Here is a 23,801-nt window from a genome sequence, read left to right on the forward strand (position 1 = left end):
CCGGGGGATGTCTCGTACACACGCACGATCACCCCCGCGGAAACCGCAAGTATGCCGGGGGGTGATCGGTCCCTCAAGAGCGGGACTGCGGTGAGGAGTTGACGGATTCGCTCCGCTAAGACCCTGAATTCTCTCTTTTGCGCGCTTTCACGCCCCCGCGTTCTCCTTGACGGTGATCTTTCCCTTGCGGATCGTCGCGACGCGCGGGGCCTTCCTCGCGATCGCGGAATCGTGGGTGACCATGACGAAGGTCAGCCCGCGCTCCTTCCACATGGTCTCCAGCACGTCCATGATCTCGTCGCGCATGGACTCGTCGAGGTTGCCGGTGGGTTCGTCGGCGAGCAGCACCTTCGGCTGCTTGACCAGGGCACGGGCGATGGCGACGCGCTGCTGCTGACCGCCGGAGAGCTCGGCGGGCAGGTGTCCGAGCCGCTCGGCGAGCCCCACCGACTCCAGGGCCTCGGCGGCCCGCGCGCGCCGTTCCCTGCCCTTCACCCCGAGGGGTACGAGAGCCGTCTCCACATTCTCCTGGGCGGTGAGCGTGGGAATCAGGTTGAAGCTCTGGAAGACGAATCCGATGTTCTCGCTGCGCACCTTGGTGAGCTTCGCCTCGGACAGTTTCGCCAGATCGACGCCGTCGAGTCCGACGCTGCCCGCGGTGGGCCGGTCGAGTCCGCCGAGCATCTGCAGCAGGGTGGACTTTCCACCGCCCGTGGGCCCCTGGATGACGAGCCGGTCTCCGTCCGCGATGGTCAGATCGATGCCGGCGAGTGCCTCGACCGTGCCCTTGCCCCGCTGGTAGCGCTTGATGACGCCACTGAGTTCGTACATGGTGCTGCTCCTGGTTGTGCGTGAGGGGACCGCGCGGGTGTGTGGCCGCACGGCCCGTGCGGGGCCGGTCTATTCGACGCGGCGCAGGGCGTCCGCGGGCCGCAGCCGGGAGGCGCGCCAGCCACCGAAGGCGCCGGCGATCAGGCCGCCGGCGACGGCGAGGGCGACCGCGCCGGCGATGGTGGAGAGACTGACGGGCGCGGTGAGCGTGACGTCCAGCGCCTTGGACGCGACGCGCCGGCCGGGACCGCCGAAGCCGCCCTGTCCACCGCCGCCTCCCGAACCGCCGACCTGTGCCTGCAGGCTGGGGCTGATCTCGGTGACCGCGTACGCGCCCGCCAGACCGAGCGCGATGCCGAGGACGCCGCCGACCAGTCCGTTGACGATGGCCTCACCGACGACCTGGCGGGTCACCCGGCCCGACTTCCAGCCGAGCGCCTTGAGGGTGCCGAACTCGCGCACACGCCGGGAGACGGCCGAGGAGGTGAGCAGACCGGCGACCAGGAACGCGGCCACGAGCACCGCGATCGAGAGCCACTTGCCGACGTTCGACGCGAGGTCGGAGGCGGTCGACAGGGAGCCGGAGACGGTGTTCGCGAGGTCCGCGGAGGTGGTGACCGTGGTCCCCGAGATGTTCTTCTGGATGGCGCTCTTGACGCTGGAGATCTGCTGCGAGTCGGAGGCCTTGACGTAGATCGTGGTGACCTTGTCCTTGGCGCCCGCCAGCGTCTGGGCCTGCTGGAGCGGCATGTAGAGATTGGCCGCCGCGTCGCCGCTGTCCGGGGTCGCGATCCCGATCACCTTGAACTTGACGCCCTTGACGGTGACGGTGCCGCCGACCGAGAGCTTCTTCTCCTTGGCGTACGACGTGTCGGCGACGACCACCTCGGTGTTCGTCTCGGACGTCGTGAAGGTACGGCCGCTGGTGATCTTCGAGGAGGTCAGCGGGCCGAGCGCCGGCTTGGTGACGTCGGTGCCGTAGACGGAGTAGTTGTTGACGTCGAAGTCGGCGCCGCCGCCCTCCACGCGGCCCTGCGGGGGCTGCTGCCCGCCCTGGCGGCCGCCGCGGTTGCCGCCGCCGTTGCCGTTCTGCTGGAACTGGCCCCGGGTGAACTGCCCGTTGACCCGGATGACCTGGAGGCTGAGCCCGCCCACGGAGTCCGCGACGCCGTGCTGCGAGTCGACCTTGGAGACCGTCGAGGCGGCCAGGGTCTGGAATCCCTGGACCATGACGCGGTCGCTGCTCTGCTCCTTGTCGGAGCCGTTGTCGTTCGCGTCGAAGTTGAAGCGCGGGCGCTGACCGGTGCTCGTCGGCGGGGCCGCGGCCTTGGTGACGGTCATGTCCGTACCCAGCCCGTAGAGCGACTGGAGGACCTTGCCCTGGGCCTTCTCCATGCCGGACGACACGGAGCTGACCACGATGACCAGGGCGATGCCCAGGGCGAGCCCGGAGGCGACGACGAGCGCCGCCTTCCTGCGGCGGCGCAGTTCGCGCCTCAGGTAGGTGAAGAACATGGCCGCAAGCTAGGTACGGCGCGTGATGAAGCCATAAGGCCGAAATAAGAGAACGATGAGAAGACTGTGCCCGCACAGAAGTTCACCTGTGCGGGGCCCCGGAAGCCTGTGCGAACGCCGATGGCGGCGGCCCGTGCGGGCCGCCGCCATCGGCGGGGTTTCGGTGGGGCGGGTGCCGGCGTCAGGCCGCCGAACCGGCCTTCCAGGACGCCCAGTCCAGGTTCCAGCCGTTGAGGCCGTTGTCCGGGGCGACGGTCTTGTCGCCGGTGTTCTTGACGACCACGACGTCACCGATCAGCGAGTGGTTGTAGAACCAGGCCGCGGGGGTGTTCGCGTCGTCGGCACCCTTCGTGTCGGACAGGCCGACACAGCCGTGACTGGTGTTCACCGAGCCGAAGATGGACTTGGCGCCCCAGTAGTTGCCGTGCACGAAGGTGCCGGAGTTCGACAGACGCATGGCGTGCGGCACGTCCTTGATGTCGTACTCGCCCTTGCCGTCGGAGTTCGTGAAGCCGACCGTCGAGCCGTTCATCCGGGTCTCCTTGAACTTCTCGGAGATCACCATCTGACCCTGGTACGTCTTGTGCTCCGGGGACCCCGAGGAGATCGGGATCGTCTTGATCGTCTTGCCGTCCTGCGTGACCTTCATGGTCTTGGTCTGCGCGTCGACGATCGAGACCTGGTTACGGCCGATCTTGAACGTGACCGTCTTCTGCTGTACGCCGTACACACCGCTCGCGCCCTGGACGCCGTCCAGGTTCAGCTTCAGGGTGACGGTGGAGCCGCCCGTCCAGTAGTTCTCCGGACGGAAGTCGAGACGGCTGGCGCCGAACCAGTGGCCGACGACCTCCTGGCCGCTGCTGGAGGAGACCGTGATCCCCTTCTGCACGGCGGCCTTGTCGGTGATCGCCTTGTTGAAGTTGATCGAGACGGGCATGCCGACGCCGACGGTGGAACCGTCCTCCGGCGTGAAGTTGCCGATGAAGCTGTTGGCCGGGGAGACCGTGGTGAACGAGGCGTTCTCGTGGGCCACCAGGCCCGCGGAGTCGGTGGCCTCGGCCGCGACCTTGTACGTCGTGGCACGGTCCAGCTGGGCCGCGGGCTTCCAGCTCTTCTTGTCGGCCGATATCCGGCCGGAGACGGCCGTGCCGTCCGCCGTCTTCATGGCGACGGAGGTGAGTGTGCCCTTGGTCACAGTGACCGCGGCGGCGTTGTTGATGGACGCGTTGTCGGAGCCGTCGGCCGGCGTGATCTTGATCTGCGCCTCCGAACTCTTCTTGGCCGCCGCCTCGTCGGCCTGGGCCTGCGAGGACCGGCCGCCGTCCGAGGCGTTGGCCTTGCTGCCGCCCCCGCTGCACGCAGAGAGCACCAGCACTCCGCCGAGCAGTGCGGACGCGGCCACCAGGCCTCGACCCCGCTTACTGTCCGTCATCACACGCTTCTCCATCGTTGCCGAATCACCAAATACCGCAATATTCCCGTAGGAACCTTCAACGTACGACCGCCTCGTCCCACTCCGCACTCCTCGGCCATGTGGGACGCACCACGCCGATCAACGGCGCCGACCGGGCGGACCGGCGGCCGGACCGAACCCGTGGTGCGGAAGTGGCCCGTGCGTCGCCTGAGACGAACGAACCCCGGGCGGCGGTTGCCACCCGGGGTCACGAATTTCCCAAGGCGCCTCAGCCGACTCCGACTTCTTCGTCGTCGTCCACGTCGTCATCATCCTCGTCGAGGTCCCATTCCGGCGAATCGGGGTCGTAGTCGATCGGCTCGCTGCTCCAGGACGCCTGGGCGAGTTCGACCCCGGGCACCTCGCTGACCAGGTCGAACGGATCGACGAGATACGCGAGGGCTTCGGCCGTGTCTTCCGTCACGGCGTTCTCGGCGTGCGCCCGCTCGTCGGACTGCATGCCGGAGTCGTCCGCGAGGCGACGCAGCGCGGCCTTGGTGACGGCGTCCGCGTCGTCGACTTCCAGTACCAGCTCCACACGAAGCCGGACAAACCGTGATGTCTCAGGAGTACTCATGAGACGGAGCGTACGGCCCGAGGTCCCCACGACTTTCCCACGACCCGCGCCTTTCATTAGCATCGGGCCGCACGGCCAATTCGCCAGCGCCACAAGGGGATCGATATTACGTGTCCGCCGCACGTCGCTCGTTGCTGACCGCCACCGCAGCGGGGACCCTCCTGGGAGCCCTGTGGTTCGTCCCGTCCGCCAACGCGACTCCGGAACATCCTGTTCAGCACGGGTCGGCACCGGCCGCCGACGGGTCGGCCGCCACCACGACGGCCGCCACCACGGCGACCACGACCACGGCCGGCAGAACGGACGGGGCCGTCACCGGGCCGGGCGACGACCAGACCCGGCTCGCCGACACCGGAAGCGTCAACACGACGCCGTACGTCGTCGGCGGCACCCTCTTCCTCGGCCTCGGCGCCGGCTTTGTGACCTACTCGGTGCGCCGGGAACGCACGGCGGCCTTCTGAGCGCAGCGCTCCGGCCCGGAACCCCACGGGATGCCCATGCGAGACCTGACCGAGCTGACCGATGTCGAGGAGCCCGCATGGCCCCTCCTGTCCGAGGCGATCTCCACCAGCAGGGTGTCCCTGGAGGTGCTCCCGGTGGAGCCGGCCCAGGCCCGCGCCTCCCTGCTGCAACTACAGGTCACCGCGCGCTCCTGGCTCGGCGCCTTCGTCCTCAACTGCGGCGGCGTGTCACTGGACAGCGGCTGGCTGCGCATCTACGGAAGTCCGGGCCGCGGCTCGCCCAAGGGCCCGCCGGGCATCGCGGACGTCAACGAGTTCCCCGACCGGTTCGACCCGGTGTGGCGGCCGGACGGCGGGCTCGTCGTCGGCCATGACGTCCTCGGCGGGACCTATGCGCTCAACGGACCCGAGCCGGGCGCGGTGGGCCGCCCCGGAGGGCCCGGCGAGGTGCTCTACTTCGCGCCGGACGCACTGCGCTGGGAGGCACTCGGCGTGGGCCACGCGGCCTGGCTCAGCTGGCTCCTGGAAGGCGGCGCCGAGGAGTTCTACGACAATCTGCGCTGGCCCGGCTGGCGGGCCGAGACGGGCCCGCTCCCCGGCTCCCAGGGCATCACGTTCGACCCGGTGCTGTGGTCGGCCGACGCCCGCCGTGACCTGCCCGCGGCCCGCCGCCGCGCCCTGCACATGACCGAACTCCTCGATCTGCACCGGGACGTCGGCCTGGAGCTCGACAAGATCGACCCGGGTTTCCTCGGCAACTTCCACCCCTGAGAGACCTGACGGGTCCCGGTCTCCCGAAGGAGTCCGGGACCCGTGGAGTCCGAGACCGGCGCACATGGCCGGGAGCCGGCCCGGCCGGGCGCCTACGCGGCGCGCCGGCCGCCGCCCTGTCCGCCACGCTCCGTACGGCGCTGCGGAGCACGCCCACGGGCGCCGCCGCCGGCCCCGCTCCCACCGCCGGTACGACGTCCACCGGTGGCGCCGCCGGCACCGCCGGTGGCACCGCCCGTGCCGCGCTGCGGCTGGCGTCCCTGCCCCTGCCGGCCCTGCGACTCCGCGCCCGTTCCCGAACCCGCGGGGCGCCGTGCGCCGCCGCCCGTCCGGGGCCGCGACCGGGGCCGCTGCTTCGGCTGCTCGGCGGGCTGGGGCACCTCGATGACGACCGGAACCCCGGAGGGCTCGCGGGCGCCGGTGAGACGGGCCAGTTCCTCGTCGCTCGACTTGACCCGGGCGGAGCGCGGGGTGATGCCCGCGTCCGCCATCAGACGCGTCATCTCCCGCCGCTGCTCGGGCAGGACGAGGGTGACGACGCTGCCGGACTCGCCGGCCCGCGCGGTACGGCCGCCCCGGTGCAGGTAGTCCTTGTGGTCCGTCGGCGGGTCGACGTTGACGACGAGGTCGAGGTCGTCGATGTGGATGCCACGAGCGGCCACGTTGGTGGCGACCAGCGCGGTGACCTGTCCGTTCTTGAACTGGTCGAGGGTCCGGTTGCGCTGCGGCTGGCTGCGCCCGCCGTGCAGCGCGGAGGCCCGTACACCGTTGGCCAGCAGCCGCTTGGTGAACCGGTCGGCACCGCGCTTGGTGTCCACGAACAGGATCACGCGGCCGTCGCGCGCGGCGATCCGCAGCGCCACGGCCTTCTTGTCGGTCTCGTCGGCGACGTGCAGCACGTGGTGCTCCATGGTCGTCACCGCGCCCGCCGACGGGTCGACGGAGTGCACCACGGGGTCCGTCAGGAACATCCGGACGAGCCGGTCGATGTTCTTGTCCAGCGTCGCCGAGAAGAGCAGTCGCTGACCGTCCGGCTCGACCTGCTGGAGCAGCGCGGTGACCTGCGGCATGAAGCCCATGTCGGCCATCTGGTCGGCCTCGTCGAGGACGGTGATCGCGACCTGGCCGAGCGTGCAGTCGCCGCGCTCGATGAGGTCCTTCAGCCGCCCGGGGGTGGCCACGAGCACCTCGGCGCCGCGGCGCAGCGTACCGGCCTGGCGGCCGATCGACATGCCGCCGACCGCGGTGACGACACGCAGGTTCACGGCGGTCGCGTACGGCGTCAGCGCGTCGTCGACCTGCTGGGCCAGCTCACGCGTGGGCACCAGGACGAGGGCGAGCGGTGCCCTCGGTTCGGCGCGCCGGCCGGCGGTGCGGGCCAGCAGCGCGAGCCCGAAGGCGAGCGTCTTGCCGGAGCCGGTCCGGCCCCGGCCCAGGACGTCGCGTCCGGCCAGCGAGTTGGGCAGGGTCGCGCCCTGGATCGGGAAGGGCTCGGTGACACCCTGCGCCGCGAGGGTCTTGGTCAGGGCGGCCGGCATGTCCAGCGCGTCGAAGGAGTCGACGGCGGGCAGGGCCGGGGTGATGGTCTCGGGCAGGGAGAACTCCTGCGGTGCCGCCGCCTTGCGGGCGGGGCCCTGGCCGGCGCCCCGGCCGCCACCGCGGCCCGCGTTCCTCGCGGAGCCGCCGGTCTGGGCGCCGCCACGCGCATTCGCCGGCCGCTTACGGACGGGACGTTCGGATCGAGTCATGCTGGATCTGGATTTCCTTCCTGGGGCCCCACGGACTGCACGCACAGCGCCCGCCGCCTTTATGCGCGGCATTCATGAGCACTCACAGCACGAGCCGGGACCCGCACCCGAAGGTGCGGGCCCCGGCTCTGGAAAAGCGCGTCCCCGAAATCAGGCGGGGATGATGTTCTCCGCCTGCAGGCCCTTCTGGCCCTGCGCGACGTCGAACGAGACCTTCTGGCCCTCCAGCAGCTCACGGAAGCCGGAGCTGGCGATGTTGGAGTAGTGGGCGAAGACGTCGGGGCCGCCGCCGTCCTGCTCGATGAAGCCGAAGCCCTTTTCCGAGTTGAACCACTTCACGGTGCCGGTAGCCATGTTTCTCTCCTGAACAGGTAGGGCCCCAATCCGGAGATGCACCGGGAAATGCCGGAGATGCCGGTAAAACAAAACGCGCCTGCGGAGGATTCCGATCAGGCGCACAAAGTAAATGGGTACCAAAAACGTATCAATGAGACAGTAGCACACTCTGCGGCCCCGTGAGGGCGCGCCGGCCGTCCGGCGGCGCCCTCCGCGGCGTACGACAGCGGGCGGGCTACAGCAGCGGACCGGTGACCGGTTCGACCGCGGTCACGACCAGGCCGGCGCGCACGAAGGCGTCGGCCGCCTCCAGGTCCGGGGAGAGGAACCGGTCGGGACCCGGCCCCTGGACGCCGGCCGCGCGGACGGCGTCGATCACGGCGCGCGACGCCGGGGCGGGGGCCAGACCCTCGCGCAGTTCGATCGCGCGGGTGGCGGCGTACAGCTCGATCGCGACGATGCGGGTGAGGTTGTCCACCGCGGTGCGCAGCTTGCGCGCGGCCGACCACCCCATGGAGACGTGGTCCTCCTGCATGGCGGAGGACGGGATGGAGTCCACGGACGCCGGTACGGCGAGCCGCTTCATCTCGCTGACCAGCGCGGCCTGCGTGTACTGGGCGATCATCAGACCGGAGTCGACGCCCGCGTCGTCCGCGAGGAACGGCGGCAGTCCGTGCGAGCGGTTCTTGTCGAGCAGCCGGTCGGTGCGGCGCTCGGAGATGGAACCCAGGTCGGCGGCGGCGATGGCCAGGAAGTCGAGGACGTAGGCGACCGGCGCACCGTGGAAGTTGCCGTTCGACTCGACACGGCCGTCCGGCAGCACGAGCGGGTTGTCGACGGCGGCGGCGAGTTCGCGCTCCGCGACGAGCCGGGCGTGCGCGAGGGTGTCGCGGCCGGCGCCCGCGACCTGCGGGGCGCAGCGCACGGAGTAGGCGTCCTGGACGCGCGGGGCGCCGTCCTGGTGGTGGCCGGTGAGCTCCGAACCCTTGAGCACGGCCAGCATGTTGGCGGCCGAGGCGCCCTGTCCGGGGTGCGGGCGGATGGCGTGCAGCTCGGGGGCGAGGACCTTGTCGGTGCCGAGCAGGGCTTCGAGGGAGAGGGCCGCGGTGACGTCGGCGGACTTGTAGAGCGTGTCCAGGTCGGCGAGGGCCATGACCAGCATGCCGAGCATGCCGTCGGTGCCGTTGAGAAGGGCGAGGCCCTCCTTCTCGCGCAGTTCGACGGGCTTGATGCCGTGCTCGGCGAGGAGTTCGCCGGCGGGGCGGACCGTGCCGTCCGGGCCCTCCGCGTCGCCCTCGCCCATCAGCGTCAGCGCGCAGTGGGAGAGCGGTGCCAGGTCGCCGGAGCAGCCCAGCGAACCGTACTCGTGCACGACCGGGGTGATGCCCGCGTTGAGGATGTCGGCCATGGTCCGCGCGACCTCGGGCCGGACGCCGGTGTGCCCCGAGCAGACGGTCTTGAGCCGCAGGAACATCAGCGCGCGCACGACCTCGCGCTCGACGCGCGGGCCCATCCCGGCGGCGTGCGAGCGGACGATGTTGCGCTGCAGCTGGGCGCGGAGTTCCGGGCTGATGTGCCGGCTCGCGAGCGCGCCGAAGCCGGTCGAGACGCCGTAGACGGGCTCCGGCTTGGCGGCCAGCGCGTCCACGATCTCGCGGGCCGCGGCCAGGGCCGTCACCGCCTCGTCGGCGAGCTCGATCCGGGCGCCGCCGCGCGCCACGGCGAGAACGTCGGACGCGGTCACGCCGGACGTCCCCACCACCACAGTATGCATATCCATATTCAGGAGCGTACGCAGTGAATTCCGCGATGTCACTAGTGGTGTCACTAGTGGATGGCCCCTTCGCCCCTTACTTCGGATACGTCACGGCGTCACGCCTCCGGAGGACGGCACGGCGTCATGGACGGCGCTGCTCGTGACGCCCCCGGAAGCGGCGGCGCTCCCCCTCGGCCGGGGGCGGCGCGTCGGCCAGACGCACGACCGGGTCGTCGGGTCCCGCCCGCCCGGCGACGACGGGCCGTGCCGCGCGTACCGCCTTCGCCCGGTACTGGGCGGCGTCGGCCAGCCGGAAGAGCCGGCGTGCCGAACGCACCGGCCCGATCGGGTCCCCGGTCGAGGCGACCCCGCACGCCACCCCCTCGCCCAGTTCCAAGTCGGCCGCGCGGCGGCAGAGTTCGGCGGCGACGCGCACGACCTCGTCGGCCGGCGGCCCGACCGCGAGAAGACAGAACTCGTCACCGCCGAGGCGCGCGGCGAGGGTGCCCGGCAGCATCGCCCCGCACAGCGACAGCACCGACCCGAACCGCTCCAGGAGCCGGTCTCCGACGGCGTGCCCGCGGGTGTCGTTCACGCGCTTGAGCCCGTTGAGGTCGCAGACCACGAGACTGACCACGACGCCCTCCGCCCGGTGCCTCCCGATCGCCTCGTCCAGGCGCACGTCCACCGCGCGGCGGTTGGCGAGGCCGGTGAGGGCGTCCGTGAACGCCAGCCGCCGGGCCTCCTCCAACTGCTCGGTCTGGGCGATCCCGGCCGCGACGACGGAGGCGAGCACGGTCGCGAAGTCCGCGTCGGGCCGGTCGAAGAAGGGCTCCGACGCGGGGCGGGCCACGTACAGCTCGCCCCAGGCGCGTCCGTGCAGCACGACCGGGGCGACCACGCAGCAGCCGCGCCCGCGCCTGCGCAGGGCGGCGACCCTCCCGCAGCCGGCACTGGGAGGCGCCCCCGGACCGCGCTCTCCGGCCCGGTCCCCCGCCGGGCCGTCCGCGGTCTCCACCCAGGCGTTCGGGCCACCGCCACCGGCCCAGCGCTCGTGCAGGAACTCGACGATCTCCGGGAACTGATGCACCGGGTAGGCCTCCCCCTCGGGGAACTCCTCCTCGTCCGGCGCGCGTTCACCCACGTTCACCAGGACGCGCAACCGGCCGAGTTCGCGCTCCCACACGGAGAGCGCGGCGAAGCTCCCGCTGAGCGCGTGGCAGGCACCGAGCGCCGCGGCCCGCCACGATTCGCGTGGGGTCTGCGCCGCCGCCATCCCCTGCGCCAGCTCCACCACGGCCCTCAGCCGTCTGTCCTCACCCATCACTACAGGCTAGGGACATTTACGTACATTTGGCGCGTCGGTAGGGCGAATGGGATGCCGGTACGGCGAACAGGGGCCCGAGTGGCCGTACGGGCGCGGCGGGCACCCGCGAACGCCCGGCGCCGCGCCGTGCGGCCGGCGGGGCGCCGCCGTGCCGCTGCCCGGGAACTACCGGCCGGGCCACTGCGGCTTGCGCTTCTCGTTGAAGGCCGCGACCCCCTCCGCCCGGTCCCCGGAGAAGGCGACCGACCGCCAGGCGGCGTCCTCGACCTCCAGGCCCGCACGGAGGTCGAGCCCCTGCCCGAGCCGCAGCGCCCGCTTGGCGGCCCGCAGACCGACGGGCGAGTTGGCGGCGACACGGGCGGCGAGCGCCAGCGCCTCCGCACGGTCCCGGCCCTCCTCCACGAGTTCGTCGACGAGCCCCAACTCCCGCGCCTCGACCGCCTCCAGACGGCGCGCCGAGAAGATCAGCTCGGCCGCGCGGGCCGCACCGACGCGGCGCGGCAGCAACTGCGTACCGCCGCCTCCCGGGATCACCCCGACCGACACCTCGGGCAGCCCGAGCACCGCCGTACGGTCGGCCACGATCAGGTCGCAGGAGAGCGCCAGCTCGAACCCGCCGCCGAGCGCGAAGCCGTGCACGGCGGCGACGGTCGGCATCGGCAGCTCCAGAACGCCGGTGTACGCGGCCCGCGCCACGGGGCGCTGCCGCATCAGGTCGGCGTCGGTGAAGGAGTTGCGCTCCTTCAGGTCGGCGCCCACGCAGAAGGCCCGCTCGTGGGTGGAGGTCAGCACCACGACCCGTACGTCGGGGTCGGCGGCCAGCGCCGCGCAGGCGCCGGCGAGGGAACGGGCCATCTCCGTGGACACGGCGTTCATGGCCTTCGGCCGGTCGAGGGCCAGCTCCGCGACGTACTCGTGCCGACGCACGGCGACGAACTCCCCGAACCGCCGCTCGTCTCCCTGTTCCACCATGACACCCTCCCTGTGAACGGTTAACGCGGGTTAACTTCCGCCTCCCCCGATCATCGCAGCCGGTGCCCTCCGGCGGAACCCGCCCCTTCGGCCGCACCTCCCCGTTCGGGTGACATCTCGCCCAACTCCCGCCCCAGGCCCCCAAAAGACGCATAACCTGCGCACCGCCCAGGGCTTCGGGGGACGTCCGCACACCGGGGAGGGATGACCATGACGAACGGCACGACGACCGACGTGGCAAGGGAGCCGAGAGCGCGGGTGGCCTCGGTCCCCATGGGGTCCACGGAGCCCACCACCCGCGTGGCAACGCTCTCCCAGGCGCTCGGCTCCCCCCGGCCGGGGGGAGCCGCCGCGCCGCGGCCACCGGCCCGGCCGCGCGGCGGGGAACCGCCCCGCCCCGAGCCGGTCAGGGCCCCCGCCCCGCCCGGACCGACCCGGGACGCCGGCACCCCGCCGGACGCCCCGAACCGCGCCCCGGCGACGGCGGAGGCGGCCGATACCGTCCCCCCGGCGCTCGCGCGGCGCACCGGCCGTGGGCGGCACCGCAGGCCGCGTCCGCGCCGGGCGCTCCTCGCGGTGGGCGGCCTCGCACTGGCCGCCGGCGCGCTGAGCCTCGCGCGGATGGCTCCGGACGGAGTCACCGGGATCGGCGGGGGCGCGGAGGCGGAGCCCAGACCGGGGGTCGCCGACGACGGGGCGCTCGACGCCTCGCCGACCGTCTGGGCCGCGCCCTCCGCGCGTCCCGCGACCGCCGGCGCACCCGCGCGGGGCGGGGCGGGCGCGACCCCGGCAGCGGGCGCGAGTCCCGGCGCGACGGCATCGACGGGACCGTCCGGAGCGGCCGGAGCGACGGGACCAACAGGACGGGCCGGGACGACGGGCCCCTCGGCCACGGCTCGGCCCGGGGCGCGTCCGCCGGGCGGCGCGGGCGCGCCCGTGGACGACGCGCCGGACACCACCGGCATCCCCACGGCACCCGTACCGTCGCAGCCGCCGGCCGCGCCCGCGCCGCATCCCACGCCCGGCGCCACCACCCACGCCCCGGCCCCGGCCCCGAAGCCCGCTTCCCCCGGCCTCTGCGTGCCGATCGTGGGAATCTGCGTCAACAGCCTGACGGACCCGCTGGGACACGGGTAGCGGGGGCACGGCCGGACGCCGGGAGCGGCCGGCGGGAAAGAATCCGGCGGAGGAACGATCCGGCAGGGTGAGGAGGACGGCCCTGCGGGACGGGACGTACGGCCGGGGGCCGCCCCGTGACCGCACGGGGGTACGACGGCGGCCACGGCACCTCGCCGCGCCGCCCGATCGCCCGGACCGGATCGCCCGGACCGGCCCGCCCCCTACGAGGACGCGCCCTCGCCCCGCTCCCGCCCCTTCGCCGCCCCGCTCCGGGGCCCGCCCGTGTCCGACGCCGCCCGCTGGCGCGCCGGACGTCGCTCGGGGATCACGGGCCGGCCCTCAGGGCGTGTCCGACAGCTCCCGGCGGGCCAGCAGCCACGGTTCGACCACGCCGAGGCCGCGGACCGGGCGCTGCCACATCGGCTGGAGGGCGAAGCGGTAGGCGGGCGGCTCCTCGCCCTCCTTCTCCGCGGTGGCCGCCGCCTCGGCGGCCTCGGCCTCGGAGACGGGGGCGTCCTTGGTCCGCACCAGTTCCTCCGCGAAGGCGCCGTCGACCAGGACGGCGTCCCGAGGCGCTATCGACGTGAGGCGGGAGGCGAGGTTCACCGTCGTGCCGAAGACGTCGCCCATCCGGGTCGTGACGGTGCCGAAGGCGATACCGACACGCAGCTCCGGCATGGTCTCGTCGTTGGCCATCGTCTCGATGAGCCGCAGGGCGATCTCGGCGGCGACACCCGCGTCGTCAGCGGAGTACAGCACCTCGTCGCCGAGGGTCTTGATGAGCCGGCCCCCGTGCGCGGCCACCAGGTCCGCCGCGGTGGTCTCGAACGCCTCGACGAGCTCGCCGAGCTCCTCCTCCTCCATGCGGCGGGTCAGCCGGGTGAACCCGACGAGGTCCGCGAAGCCGACGGCGAGGCGGCGGTCGACCATCTCCTCGTCGTCACCGGCCTGCACGACCCGGCCGGTCGCGGCGGCGAGCTGGCGCCGCCAGACGTAGACGATGAACTCCTCCAGCTCGGGCAGGAGCAGCTCGATCAGGGGGTACGTCACCTCGGTGCGCGTCATCCCCGGTTCCGGGGGCTCGGTCAGCCCCTCCAGGAACGAGTCGATCTGCCACTCGGCCAGCCGTGCCGTGGTCTGGCCGGTCGACCGGGCGACCTGCACCGCCATCGCCTCGCTGAGCAGGCCCGCCTCGACGAGACCCGCCAGCCGGCGCAGGGCCAGGACGTCGGCCTCGGTCAGCGCCTTGGCCTGACCTATGTCGGCGAAGCCCATGGCCCGCCAGAAGCGGGAGGCCAGCTCCATGGAGACACCGGCGCTGCGGGCGGCCTGGAAGGGCGTGTAGCGGCGCTCGGCGCCCAGGATGAGCTGTTCCAGGCGCAGGGCGAGGGGATCCTCCCCGGAGTCGGCGGCCTGCTCGTCCAGCCGGTTCTGCGCGTCCAGCCGGCCCTGGGCGTCCAGCCGCCCCTGCGGGTCCGGCGGCGGGCTCGGGGTGTCCGACAGATTCCGATCCGCGCGCGTGTCCGTATCCGGCCGCTCCTGAGGGTCCGCGGCGTTCCCGGGGGCCCCGGCGTGCTCGTCACGCCGCAGGTCGGCTTCACCGGCCGCGGGCGCCGGGTCGGTGGCCGACCCGGCGGTACGCCCCGGCTCACCGTCGGGAGCGGGGTGCGCACCCGTGCCGGAGCCCGTGTCGTCGACGGTCACGCCTGCTGCCTTTCCGATCTGCCACGGTCAGGTATCGACCGCGCTCAACTCTACGGCAGGTGTGCGCTGGCTCACTCCTGACTCGTACACCTGACCGGGGCCCGGGACCACGACCGGGTGCCCGCCCACCGCTGAGTACGGCCCGCCGGCCTCCTTCGCTCAGGCCGGCCTCAGGTGGACGATGTCTCCGGCGCCCACCGGCTGCTGCACCCCCTCCTCCGTGGCCAGGACCAGACGTCCGTCCCCGTCGACGGCCACCGCCTCCCCGGTGATCGACCTGTCGCCCGGAAGTTCGGCCCGCACCACTCGTCCGAGCGTCGCGCACCCGGCGGCATATGTCTCCTGGAGACCGGAGGCGTCGGGGTCGCCGCCGGCGGCGACCCACTTCCCGTACCACTGCTCCAGCGAGCGCAGCACGGCCCGCAGCACGGTGTCACGGTCCGTGGTCGTCGCTCCGGCGAGGGCGAGCGACCCCGCGCCCGGCACCGGGAGCTCGTCCTCGCGCAGGGTGACGTTGATGCCGATGCCGACCACGACCGCGTCGCTGCCGGCGCGTTCGGCGAGGATGCCGCCCGCCTTGCGTTCCCCGCCGTCCACCGTGACCAGAAGGTCGTTGGGCCACTTGAGTGCCGTGTCGACACCCGCGACCCGGGACAGGGCCGTCGCCACCGCGACCCCGGTCAGCAGCGGGAGCCAGCCCCAGCGCTCGACGGGGACCCCGGTGGGTTTGAGCAGGACGGAGAAGAACAGGCCCGAGCGGGCCGGCGCCGTCCATCGCCGGTCCAGGCGGCCGCGCCCGGCGTTCTGCTCCTCGGCGACGAGCACGGTCCCCTCGTCCGCTTTCCCGGAGACGGCCAGCCCGACCAGGTCGCTGTTGGTGGATCCGGTACCGGCCACGACCTGGAGATCGCTCCAGAGCCCGCCGTCCGCGCCGTCGCGCACCAGCGCCCGGCGCAGGGCGGTGGCGTTGAGGGGCGGACGGTCCAGGTCGGACCATCGGTTGTCGTTCGCGTCTGAGGCATCTCGCGGCGTCATGCAACCCACCCTAGGTGTGGTAAACGCCGCACTGCCGAACCGTATCGGCACCACTACCCTACGAGTCAGTAGCAACCCCCTGAGCACATCACCCTCACGTCCCACTGAGCAGGCAGGGAGCCGCATCCCGATGTCCGAGCCGGAAGAGCTGCACCACCCCGACATCCACACGACCGCGGGCAAACTCGCGGATCTGCGGCGCCGCGTCCAGGAGGCGACGCACGCCGGCTCGGCGCGTGCCGTCGAAAAGCAGCACGCCAAAGGAAAACTGACGGCCCGTGAGCGGATCGATCTGCTGATCGACGAGGGCTCCTTCGTCGAGCTCGACGAGTTCGCGCAGCACCGCTCGACCGACTTCGGCATGGAGCAGAACCGCCCGTACGGCGACGGTGTCGTCACCGGGTACGGCATGGTCGACGGCCGCCCCGTCGCCGTCTTCTCGCAGGACTTCACGGTCTTCGGAGGCGCCCTCGGCGAGGTGTTCGGGCAGAAGATCATGAAGGTGATGGACTTCGCGCTGAAGACCGGCTGTCCGGTCATCGGCATCAACGACTCGGGCGGCGCCCGCATCCAGGAGGGCGTCTCGGCCCTCGGCATGTACGGCGAGATCTTCCGCCGCAACACCCATGCCTCGGGCGTGATCCCGCAGATCAGCCTGGTCGTCGGGCCCTGCGCGGGCGGCGCGGTCTACTCCCCCGCGATCACCGACTTCACGGTCATGGTCGACCAGACCTCGCACATGTTCATCACGGGTCCGGACGTCATCAAGACCGTGACGGGCGAGGACGTCGGCTTCGAGGAGCTCGGCGGCGCCCGCACGCACAACGCGGTGTCGGGTGTGGCCCACCACATGGCGGGCGACGAGAAGGACGCCATCGAGTACGTCAAGCAGCTGCTGTCGTACCTGCCGTCCAACAACCTCAGCGAGCCCCCGGTGTTCCCGGAGGAGGCGGACCTCGCGATCACCGACGAGGACCGCGAGCTGGACACGATCGTGCCGGACAGCGCGAACCAGCCGTACGACATGCACACGGTGATCGAACACGTCCTGGACGACGCCGAGTTCTTCGAGACGCAGCCGCTGTTCGCGCCGAACATCCTGACCGGCTTCGGCCGGGTCGAGGGCCGGCCGGTGGGGATCGTCGCCAACCAGCCCATGCAGTTCGCCGGTTGCCTGGACATCGACGCCTCGGAGAAGGCGGCCCGCTTCGTCCGCACCTGCGACGCCTTCAACGTCCCGGTCATCACCTTCGTGGACGTCCCCGGCTTCCTCCCGGGCGTCGGCCAGGAGCACACCGGCATCATCCGCCGCGGCGCCAAGCTGATCTACGCGTACGCCGAGGCCACCGTCCCGCTCATCACGGTCATCACCCGCAAGGCCTTCGGCGGCGCGTACGACGTCATGGGCTCCAAGCACCTCGGGGCCGACCTCAACCTCGCCTGGCCCACCGCCCAGATCGCCGTCATGGGCGCCCAGGGCGCGGTGAACATCCTGCACCGGCGCACCATCGCCGCCGTCACGGACCCCGACGAGGCGGAGGCCACCCGGGCCCGGCTGATCCAGGAGTACGAGGACGCGCTGCTCAACCCCTACACGGCGGCCGAGCGCGGCTACATCGACGCGGTGATCATGCCCTCCGACACCCGCTCCCACCTCGTACGGGGCCTGCGTCAGCTGCGCACGAAGCGGGAATCACTCCCTCCGAAGAAGCACGGCAACATCCCCCTGTAGACCATCGGACCCCTGGGAGCGGACATGAACATCAAGGTCGTACGGGGCAATCCGACCCCCGAGGAGCTGGCCGCCGCACTGGCGGTGGTCCAGGTCCGCGCCGCGGCGGCGGCCGGCACGCCGTCCGGCGCGGCGGGAACCAGGGACGCGTGGGCGGACCCGTCCCGCATCGCCACCCGCCGTCTGCCGCGGCCGGGCGCGTCGACCTGGACCCGGACCTACTGGCCGGCCTAGACCCGCACCCGCCGGCCCGCTTCGGCCGGTGCGCCCCCTGCGGGGGCACGGACCGTGCGAGGGCGACTCCGCCGCGCTCGCACGGCCCGTCGTGGTCCGCCGCGGACTCCGTGGCCCCTGCGACCTCCGCGACCTCCGTGGCCCCTACGGCCTCCGTGGCCTCCGTCGTCGGCCGTGCCCCCCATCGGCCCCCGTGGGACCCAGGGCCCCAAGGGCCGCCAAGAGCCGCGCCGCCATGGACCGTCCGCGCCTACCAGGAGGCGGCGACCGCCTCGGCCATCACCCCGTACCCCCGGTCGTGACGGCGTCGAGGTGGAGGGTGACGGTGACCGACTCCAGGGGTTCCAGGGCGAGTTCCGCCGGGTCGCTGACGATCTGTCCGCGCGCCGGGACGCTGACGCCGGCCGCGCCCCCGAAGGTGAGCCGCCGCAGCGAGCCGGGCTCGACCGCCGCACCCGCGCCGGCGCGCGCCACCGTGGCCCCGGCGATCCGCAGCGGTGAGGTCCCGTAGGCGTGCGAGAGCCGCACACGGACCCGGCCGCCGCCCGCGCCGACCCTGACGACCTGGCGCAGCGACTGCCGCCGGAAACCCTCCCGCGACCAGTTGGGGGTGAAGCCCTCGCTGGGGAGCTGGGGCGATGCGGTCCAGGCGCTGATGAACACGGCAGCTCCCTACTAAAAGGGCCTCCAGTTCCTTTAGTGAGGGGCGCAACCGTAGCAGGCACCGGACCACTAAGGAAACCCAAGACCCGTTTACAGGGTGGGAGGCAAGTTGAGTACGCGTACTCAGGCGCCGGGCGCCCGACCCGCCGCACGATCGGGGACATGCTGTGGTCCGACCCCGAGAACGAGCCCCCCAAGGAGTTGCGCGACATGCAGGACATGTTGCGGCGGCTCGGCGTTCTCATGGCACTGGCCATGCTGCTCGCGATGATCGTCCTCGGGCTGATGTGAGCGGGCGGCGGGCGACACGCCCGCGCCGATACGCTGACCGCATGACCGATCAGCCGCGCCGCCGCCTCGTACTCGCCTCGCAGTCCCCCGCACGGCTCAACCTGCTGCGTCAGGCCGGACTCGCCCCCGAGGTGATCGTGAGCGGGGTCGACGAGGACGCCGTCTCCGCCCCCACACCCGCCGAACTCGCGCTCGCCCTGGCCGAGGCCAAGGCCTCCGTCGTGGCCGCGCGGCCCGAGGTGAGCGGCGCCCTGGTGATCGGCTGCGACTCGGTCCTCGATCTGGACGGCCAGGCACTCGGCAAGCCGGCGGACGCCGAGGAGGCCACCGCGCGATGGAAGGCGATGCGCGGCCGGGCCGGGACCCTCCAGACGGGTCACTGCATCCACGACACGGCGACCAAGCGCTACGCGTCGGCGACCGCGTCCACCGTGGTCCGCTTCGGCGAGCCGACCGACGCCGAGATCGCCGCGTACGTCGCCTCGGGCGAACCGCTCCACGTCGCCGGCGCCTTCACGCTCGACGGCCGTTCGGCCCCGTTCATCGAGGGCATCGACGGCGACCACGGCAACGTCATCGGCATCTCCCTGCCGCTCGTGCGCCGACTGCTGGGCGAACTGGGCGTCGGCATCACGGAGTTGTGGACACCGCGGGAGAAGTGACGGCCTCGGGCGCGGTCAGGACGCGCTGGGCGCCGGAGGGGCCGCGACCGGGGCTCCTCCACCGCCGCCGTTCGCCCCGTCCGCGCCACTGCCACCGTCCACCGGCGCCGCGTCGGCGGGACCCGCCGCGGGGCCGAACGCCAGCAGCGTGAACACGATCAGCCCGACCACCACCATCATGAACGCGAACGCGCCCCAGCCCACCAGGCCGACCGTGAACGCGCCGAGCAGGCCGTGCACCACGGCGGCGCTGATCAGCAGGATGCGCCCGAGGACCCCCGGAGCACGGCCCCGCAACGCGACGAGCAGGGCGGCGACCCCGCACAGCGCGAAGTAGAGGCCGAAGACCAGCCCCCCGATCTTCGACGAGGCGGACATCATGTCCGAGTCCAGCCCCGCCAGGGACATGTTCTGCCGGTCGACGACCACGCCGAGGAACCAGTTCAGCAGCGCGATACCGACCGCCTCCACGAAAAGCACGATCGCCGCCACCCACGCCACCGGTCTGCGTACCACCGGTTCCCACCCACTTCCGAGTGCTGTTACCCCAAGTACGTTCTAGACATCCGAACGCTACTAACGGGTAAACCACGGGACAAGGGTTCTGCCGAGGGCAAAGAATCGTTGGGCCATTCGTAGGGACTCCACAAAGAAACGATGTGCGGCGCGGCACAGCCGCACAGAGACCTTGACCACACAGGGGGGCTAGGGTTCAACCAAGGATTCCTGCGTACCACGGTGTGACAAGGGATCTCGCGGGTCGAGCGAGCCTCGAATCACGCTCCGTGTGGGCAAGCTCACCATTGGGGACGGGTCGAAAGGCCGTGTCGGCAGTCCCTAAACTCGGCTTGTTTCAAGGAGGGAGCCATCGTGCGCAAGGTGCTCATCGCCAACCGTGGCGAAATCGCTGTCCGCGTGGCCCGGGCGTGCCGGGATGCCGGGATCGCGAGCGTTGCCGTGTATGCGGAACCGGACCGGGACGCTGTGCATGTCCGAGCGGCGGACGAGGCGTTCGCGTTGGGCGGTGACACCCCGGCCACCAGTTATCTGGACATCGCGAAGGTTCTGAAGGCCGCCGGGGACTCGGGGGCGGACGCGGTCCATCCGGGTTACGGCTTCCTGTCCGAGAACGCGGAGTTCGCGCAGGCGGTCCTGGACGCCGGGCTGATCTGGATCGGCCCGCCGCCGCAGGCCATCCGTGACCTGGGGGACAAGGTCGCCGCCCGGCACATCGCGCAGCGCGCGGGTGCTCCGCTGGTCGCGGGTACTCCCGATCCGGTCTCCGGCGCGGACGAGGTCGTGGCCTTCGCGAAGGAGCACGGTCTGCCGATCGCGATCAAGGCGGCGTTCGGGGGTGGCGGGCGCGGGCTGAAGGTGGCCCGCACCCTGGAGGAGGTCCCGGAGCTGTACGACTCCGCGGTCCGGGAGGCGGTCGCCGCGTTCGGGCGCGGTGAGTGCTTCGTCGAGCGCTATCTCGACAAGCCCCGCCATGTGGAGACCCAGTGCCTGGCCGACACGCACGGCAACGTGGTCGTCGTGTCCACCCGGGACTGCTCGCTGCAGCGCCGCCACCAGAAGCTGGTGGAGGAGGCTCCCGCGCCGTTCCTGTCCGACGCGCAGGTCGCCGAGCTGTACTCGTCGTCCAAGGCCATCCTCAAGGAGGCCGGTTACGTCGGCGCGGGCACCGTGGAGTTCCTCGTCGGCATGGACGGCACGATCTCCTTCCTGGAGGTCAACACCCGGCTGCAGGTCGAGCACCCGGTCACCGAGGAGGTCGCCGGGATCGACCTGGTCCGGGAGATGTTCCGGATCGCGGACGGCGCGGAACTCGGCTACGGCGATCCCGAACTGCGCGGCCACTCCTTCGAGTTCCGTATCAACGGTGAGGACCCCGGCCGGGGCTTCCTGCCCGCCCCGGGCACCGTCACCACCTTCGCCCCGCCCTCCGGCCCCGGCGTCCGACTCGACGCCGGCGTCGAGTCGGGTTCGGTCATCGGCCCCGCCTGGGACTCGCTGCTGGCCAAGCTGATCGTCACCGGCGCCACCCGCGAGCAGGCACTCCAGCGCGCCGCCCGCGCCCTCGACGAGTTCACCGTCGAGGGCATGGCGACCGCGATCCCGTTCCACCGCGCGGTCGTACGGGACCCGGCGTTCGCCCCGGAGCTGACCGGTTCCGCGGACCCGTTCACGGTCCACACCCGGTGGATCGAGACCGAGTTCGTCAACGAGATCCCCGCCTTCACCGCCCCCGCGGACACGGACACCGACGACGAGACGGGCCGCGAGACGGTCGTCGTCGAGGTGGGCGGCAAGCGCCTGGAGGTGTCGCTGCCGTCCTCGCTCGGCATGTCGCTGGCCCGCACCGGACTCGCCGCGGGCGCCAAGCCGAAGCGCCGCGCCGCCAAGAAGTCCGGCCCGGTCGCCTCCGGTGACACCCTCGCCTCGCCCATGCAGGGCACGATCGTCAAGATCGCGGTCGAGGAGGGCCAGGAGGTCAAGGAGGGCGATCTCATCGTCGTCCTGGAGGCCATGAAGATGGAGCAGCCCCTCAACGCCCACCGCTCCGGCACCGTCAAGGGCCTGAGCGCGGAGGTCGGCGCCTCCATCACGTCGGGTGCCGCGATCTGCGAGATCAAGGACTGAGACACCGTCGTACGGACCGGTCCGGGTCCGTACGGCATCGAAGCGCCCGGTGGACCGGAACGGTCGGTCTGCCGGGCGCTTCGCCGTGTCCGGGGCGGGGTCAGGTCCGGGTCTATGTCCGGGGGGGCCGGGTCCGGGTCCGGGCCGGCGTCCGGAGCCGCGTCCGGGACCCGGGTATAGGTCGGTGTCCGGGGCCTGGACCCGGGCAGAGGTCGGCGTCCGGAGCCGCGTCCCGTCGGGTCCGGGCCCCGGGTCAGCGTCCAGGGTCACGTCCGGGTCCCGTTGCGGGTCAGCATCCGGGCCCAGCTACAGGTCGGCGTCCGGGGCCAGGTCGTGGTCCCGGCCCGGCTCGCGCGGACGGGTATCGCGCGGGTGAGCGGCGGCGCGGCGGAGGGGTTCGCCCGTTGGGGTGAACGTGGAGACCGGCGGAGGCGTACCGCGCTCCCGACTGGTCCTGAGAACGCGGGCCGATGGGCTCACCTGGGGACGGGCCGCCGGGCGGCCGTCCGCGGGACGGCTCCCCCATGGGCCGTCACGACCCCATGGGCCACACGACGGGCGGTCGGCAACGGGCGACCGGCCTCACCGGCGGTCAGGAGGGCTCGAACGGTCGCGTTCGGCCACTGGGCCGCCGCGTGCTGTCAAAGGTCACCACAAGGCCGTCACGAACCGTCACGGCCACGGTGGCAGGTGCCTCGATCGCCGCCGTACGGCGGTGGCTCGACCCCCGCGCCGGAAGACGCCTCGGGCTGTCCGCCGGGCTGCGCCTCGGCCTGCGCCTCGGGCTGTCCGACGGTCTGTGCCTCGGCCTGCGCCTCGGGCTGTCCGACGGTCTGTGCCTCGGTCAGCGCCTCGGGCTGTCCGACGGTCTGTGCCTCGGTCAGCGGCGGCGTAAATCCGCCACCCGCGCCCGCTCTCCGGGAGACTGCTCTCCCAGGGAGGTCGCGCTGCGCAACTGCGGCCCGGCGCCCGGGACCTGACCGCGCCGCGGACCGGGGAGGGGCACGTCCCGGCGCGGCTGACGCCCCGCCGGGGCCGTATCGCCCCCCGTACCACCGCCCGACTGCCCCGCCACCGCGATCTGCACGCCCTGATCCGCCAGCGCCTGCAGTTCGGTGACCGCGCGATCGTCGTGCGCGGGCGGCTCATCGGTCACCAGACGGGTGATCAGATCGGTCGGTACCGTCTGGAACATGGTGTCGGTGCCGAGCTTGGTGTGGTCGGCGAGGACCACGACCTCCCCGGCGGCCTGCACCAGCGCGCGGTCGACGGACGCCGACAGCATGTTGGAGGTGGACAGGCCCCGCTCGGCGGTGAGCCCACTGCCCGACAGGAAGGCCCGGGACACCCGCAGCCCCTGGAGGGACTGCTCGGCACCGCTGCCCACCAGCGCGTAGTTGGAGCCGCGCAAGGTGCCACCCGTCATGACGACCTCGACACGGTTGGCGTGGGCCAACGCCTGGGCCACCAGCAGGGAATTGGTGACGACGGTCAGCCCGGGCACCCGCGCGAGCCGGCGAGCCAGCTCCTGCGTCGTGGTACCCGCGCCCACCACAATGGCCTCGCCCTCTTCGACGAGACCCGCGGCGAGATCGGCGATGGCCGTCTTCTCGGCGGTCGCGAGATGCGATTTCTGCGGAAAGCCGGACTCCCGCGTGAACCCGCCCGGCAATACCGCACCGCCATGCCGGCGGTCGAGGAGTCCTTCTGCCTCCAGTGCGCGCACGTCCCGCCGTACGGTCACTTCGGAGGTCTGGACGACGCGGGCGAGCTCACGGAGCGACACGGCCCCGTTCGCTCGCACCATTTCGAGGATCAATTGGCGACGTTCTGCAGCGAACACGAAACTGACAGTAACCCCAACGACCGTCTGCTTTCAGCAGTTTGCGCCGAATAACAGAAGTTGTTCGCATGGCAGGGTACGAAGTGGTATACGCGTCTACTCGCGCCGCCTATGCCGCGGGAATGGGC

Annotated in this window: 22 protein-coding genes; 8 read left to right on the top strand and 14 right to left on the bottom strand. The window is 72.1% G+C overall.

The genetic code is table 11. The features are described from left to right. Positions 1-147 precede the first annotated feature (147 nt). From GFH48_RS15930 to GFH48_RS15945, 4 genes are all read right to left on the bottom strand, one after another. Positions 148-831: an ABC transporter ATP-binding protein gene (locus tag GFH48_RS15930; protein WP_153288919.1), complete on the bottom strand. Its 684-nt coding sequence runs from the start codon at positions 829-831 to the stop codon at positions 148-150. 69 nt (positions 832-900) lie between these two features. After that, a complete protein-coding gene (locus GFH48_RS15935; RefSeq protein WP_153288920.1) occupies positions 901-2,346 on the bottom strand; it encodes an ABC transporter permease in 1,446 nt (481 codons plus the stop codon). A 181-nt stretch (positions 2,347-2,527) separates the two neighbouring features. Further along, the gene (locus tag GFH48_RS15940) at positions 2,528-3,793 is read right to left on the bottom strand and encodes a L,D-transpeptidase (protein ID WP_153288921.1); all 1,266 of its coding nucleotides are present in this window, start codon (positions 3,791-3,793) and stop codon (positions 2,528-2,530) included. A 235-nt stretch (positions 3,794-4,028) separates the two neighbouring features. After that, a complete protein-coding gene (locus GFH48_RS15945) occupies positions 4,029-4,376 on the bottom strand; it encodes a hypothetical protein (RefSeq protein ID WP_153288922.1) in 348 nt (115 codons plus the stop codon). A 110-nt stretch (positions 4,377-4,486) separates the two neighbouring features. Here GFH48_RS15945 and GFH48_RS15950 point away from each other — a divergent pair, with 110 nt between their 5' ends. After that, positions 4,487-4,837: an LPXTG cell wall anchor domain-containing protein gene (locus tag GFH48_RS15950; RefSeq protein WP_153288923.1), complete on the top strand. Its 351-nt coding sequence runs from the start codon at positions 4,487-4,489 to the stop codon at positions 4,835-4,837. A gap of 36 nt (positions 4,838-4,873) precedes the next feature. Further along, positions 4,874-5,608: a DUF2625 family protein gene (locus tag GFH48_RS15955; RefSeq protein WP_153288924.1), complete on the top strand. Its 735-nt coding sequence runs from the start codon at positions 4,874-4,876 to the stop codon at positions 5,606-5,608. 92 nt (positions 5,609-5,700) lie between these two features. Here GFH48_RS15955 and GFH48_RS15960 read toward each other — a convergent pair whose 3' ends face one another. The 5 genes from GFH48_RS15960 to GFH48_RS15980 form a co-directional block, all read right to left on the bottom strand. Next, positions 5,701-7,356 (bottom strand): DEAD/DEAH box helicase, encoded by a 1,656-nt coding sequence (locus tag GFH48_RS15960; RefSeq protein ID WP_153288925.1) that lies wholly within the window; start codon positions 7,354-7,356, stop codon positions 5,701-5,703. A gap of 150 nt (positions 7,357-7,506) precedes the next feature. Then, positions 7,507-7,710 (bottom strand): cold-shock protein, encoded by a 204-nt coding sequence (locus GFH48_RS15965; RefSeq protein ID WP_028803001.1) that lies wholly within the window; start codon positions 7,708-7,710, stop codon positions 7,507-7,509. A gap of 217 nt (positions 7,711-7,927) precedes the next feature. Then, positions 7,928-9,466: a histidine ammonia-lyase gene (gene hutH / locus GFH48_RS15970; protein WP_153292931.1), complete on the bottom strand. Its 1,539-nt coding sequence runs from the start codon at positions 9,464-9,466 to the stop codon at positions 7,928-7,930. A gap of 124 nt (positions 9,467-9,590) precedes the next feature. Continuing rightward, on the bottom strand, positions 9,591-10,772 hold the full coding sequence (locus GFH48_RS15975) for a GGDEF domain-containing protein (RefSeq protein WP_153288926.1): 1,182 nt from the start codon (positions 10,770-10,772) through the stop codon (positions 9,591-9,593). A 168-nt stretch (positions 10,773-10,940) separates the two neighbouring features. After that, positions 10,941-11,747 (bottom strand): enoyl-CoA hydratase/isomerase family protein, encoded by an 807-nt coding sequence (locus GFH48_RS15980; protein WP_153288927.1) that lies wholly within the window; start codon positions 11,745-11,747, stop codon positions 10,941-10,943. Positions 11,748-11,957: 210 nt separating this feature from the next. On the opposite strand from GFH48_RS15980, the gene GFH48_RS39145 reads away from it, so the two are divergent. Beyond that, positions 11,958-12,884, top strand: coding sequence for a hypothetical protein (locus GFH48_RS39145; RefSeq protein WP_228120608.1), 927 nt, complete (start codon positions 11,958-11,960; stop codon positions 12,882-12,884). Positions 12,885-13,205: 321 nt separating this feature from the next. On the opposite strand, the gene GFH48_RS15990 is transcribed toward GFH48_RS39145, so the two are convergent. Together GFH48_RS15990 and GFH48_RS15995 are read right to left on the bottom strand one after the other, a co-directional pair. After that, a complete protein-coding gene (locus tag GFH48_RS15990) occupies positions 13,206-14,570 on the bottom strand; it encodes an adenylate/guanylate cyclase domain-containing protein (RefSeq protein ID WP_228120610.1) in 1,365 nt (454 codons plus the stop codon). A gap of 159 nt (positions 14,571-14,729) precedes the next feature. Continuing rightward, positions 14,730-15,605 carry a biotin--[acetyl-CoA-carboxylase] ligase gene (locus GFH48_RS15995; protein WP_153288928.1) on the bottom strand — a complete coding sequence of 292 codons (876 nt, stop codon included), beginning with the start codon at positions 15,603-15,605 and terminating at the stop codon, positions 14,730-14,732. A gap of 130 nt (positions 15,606-15,735) precedes the next feature. On the opposite strand from GFH48_RS15995, the gene GFH48_RS16000 reads away from it, so the two are divergent. Together GFH48_RS16000 and GFH48_RS16005 are read left to right on the top strand one after the other, a co-directional pair. Beyond that, entirely contained in the window at positions 15,736-17,337 is a 1,602-nt protein-coding gene (locus GFH48_RS16000; RefSeq protein ID WP_153288929.1) for an acyl-CoA carboxylase subunit beta, read from the top strand. A gap of 24 nt (positions 17,338-17,361) precedes the next feature. Beyond that, complete coding sequence (locus GFH48_RS16005) at positions 17,362-17,571, top strand: acyl-CoA carboxylase epsilon subunit (RefSeq protein ID WP_153288930.1); 210 nt, start codon at positions 17,362-17,364, stop codon at positions 17,569-17,571. Positions 17,572-17,850: 279 nt separating this feature from the next. Here the strand turns inward: GFH48_RS16005 and GFH48_RS16010 are convergent, their stop codons facing one another. Beyond that, complete coding sequence (locus GFH48_RS16010; protein WP_228120612.1) at positions 17,851-18,234, bottom strand: hypothetical protein; 384 nt, start codon at positions 18,232-18,234, stop codon at positions 17,851-17,853. Between the two features lie 162 nt (positions 18,235-18,396). On the opposite strand from GFH48_RS16010, the gene mmpB reads away from it, so the two are divergent. Then, positions 18,397-18,525, top strand: coding sequence for a morphogenic membrane protein MmpB (mmpB, locus tag GFH48_RS39725; protein WP_153288931.1), 129 nt, complete (start codon positions 18,397-18,399; stop codon positions 18,523-18,525). Positions 18,526-18,566: 41 nt separating this feature from the next. Next, a complete protein-coding gene (locus GFH48_RS16020; protein ID WP_153288932.1) occupies positions 18,567-19,187 on the top strand; it encodes a Maf family protein in 621 nt (206 codons plus the stop codon). Positions 19,188-19,202: 15 nt separating this feature from the next. On the opposite strand, the gene GFH48_RS16025 is transcribed toward GFH48_RS16020, so the two are convergent. Next, on the bottom strand, positions 19,203-19,703 hold the full coding sequence (locus GFH48_RS16025) for a hypothetical protein (protein ID WP_153288933.1): 501 nt from the start codon (positions 19,701-19,703) through the stop codon (positions 19,203-19,205). Between the two features lie 354 nt (positions 19,704-20,057). On the opposite strand from GFH48_RS16025, the gene GFH48_RS16030 reads away from it, so the two are divergent. Next, entirely contained in the window at positions 20,058-21,830 is a 1,773-nt protein-coding gene (locus tag GFH48_RS16030; protein ID WP_153288934.1) for an acetyl/propionyl/methylcrotonyl-CoA carboxylase subunit alpha, read from the top strand. A gap of 880 nt (positions 21,831-22,710) precedes the next feature. On the opposite strand, the gene GFH48_RS16035 is transcribed toward GFH48_RS16030, so the two are convergent. After that, positions 22,711-23,673 (bottom strand): DeoR/GlpR family DNA-binding transcription regulator, encoded by a 963-nt coding sequence (locus tag GFH48_RS16035; RefSeq protein ID WP_153288935.1) that lies wholly within the window; start codon positions 23,671-23,673, stop codon positions 22,711-22,713. Between the last annotated feature and the right edge of the window lie 128 nt (positions 23,674-23,801).

Origin of the sequence: Streptomyces fagopyri (assembly GCF_009498275.1) — a bacterium.
Classification (GTDB): domain Bacteria; phylum Actinomycetota; class Actinomycetes; order Streptomycetales; family Streptomycetaceae; genus Streptomyces; species Streptomyces fagopyri.